A 1,159-nucleotide genomic window follows, 5' to 3' on the forward strand; every position below is an offset into this window, starting at 1 on the left:
CATGAATCATCATGGGCCTTTTTTTTATTCTCTTGACCAGATTTTAATTTGCTCAGACAGTGCATCTATTTCTGCAACGTAAAGCCCAATATTTTTCAACTTCAATGGCGACTCACTGAGTTTCATATTTTTTTTACGCCCGATGAGCTCTCGGCTCGCGGTGTCACAAAAATAACGAAGGCCAAAGAAAAAATCATTGATATTATTGATAGCCGACGACGCTCGTCGGTAGATTTTTTCCAACTCATACACCTGTTCTTTGGGCGCTACTCCCCTCATACCAGGCAACATCACCTCTCCACTAGCATGGTAAACCTCTAGCTTTGACCGTCCGCCATGGCATCGACACATATCCAATGAGAGCACTTGTATAAAATTAGCAAAGATATTATGGATATCGAGATTCAATTCTCGCACCAGATCTTTAACCTCCCCGACATCAGCCCCCAGATACATCAAACGAAGTGCAAGCTCGTGCAAGAGACCATCGACATCAGTCGGCGGCATACCGATAAATTCTTCAGAGGAAAATAACGTAAACCGTCGATGATCCAGACTATTAATCGGCAAGCGCAGACCATCACCGGGCGTACTTTCAATCGCCAAACGTAACTCTTCAGCAAAAACATTTAAATCAGCTATGACGCTATCACATTTACGATCCAGTTCCTGGAGTCTTTCAGTTAACGCCCTCAGGTAGTTAGTACTAAACGAAGATAAAATCACCAATTTATCGGTATCTGGCGGTGTAACCAACGCATGCCCCTGTTGCACCCACACGCCTGAAATACTCTTCATCTTGTCCAGAAACGGAGGCAGTAAAACCAGAAAATCCAAATAACACTTTAAGTATCCAAAATGCCGCTGCTGCAGAAGAAAACCAAACATAACAACTCCACAATTCCAATTAACCCATAAACGAACGGACGATCAATCAAATCGACGTCCGCCCTATAGCGGACGCCAAGTGTTAGCTCAGGCCAGAATCTCCCAAACAAACTGACAGCCACATCGCAATACTGGTTTTCAAGGCCTGGAGACCGGACGCAGATATTCAATAAAGCTTGTTGCCTCTACTTGAAAAGCGGCACTATAGTCACTGTCACTCTGGAATTTACCTGCATCCATTGCATCAACGAAAAGTTCAATCGCACGAGAA

General features: G+C 44.0%; 1 protein-coding gene. It reads right to left on the reverse strand.

The genetic code is table 11. The features are described from left to right. Positions 1–24: 24 nt before the first annotated feature. Positions 25–888, reverse strand: a complete 864-nt coding sequence (locus tag AC1DRJ_RS28740) for a hypothetical protein (protein ID WP_477805119.1) — start codon at positions 886–888, stop codon at positions 25–27. Positions 889–1,159: the final 271 nt, after the last annotated feature.

It is taken from the genome of Pseudomonas sp. P5_B2, assembly GCF_056400445.1.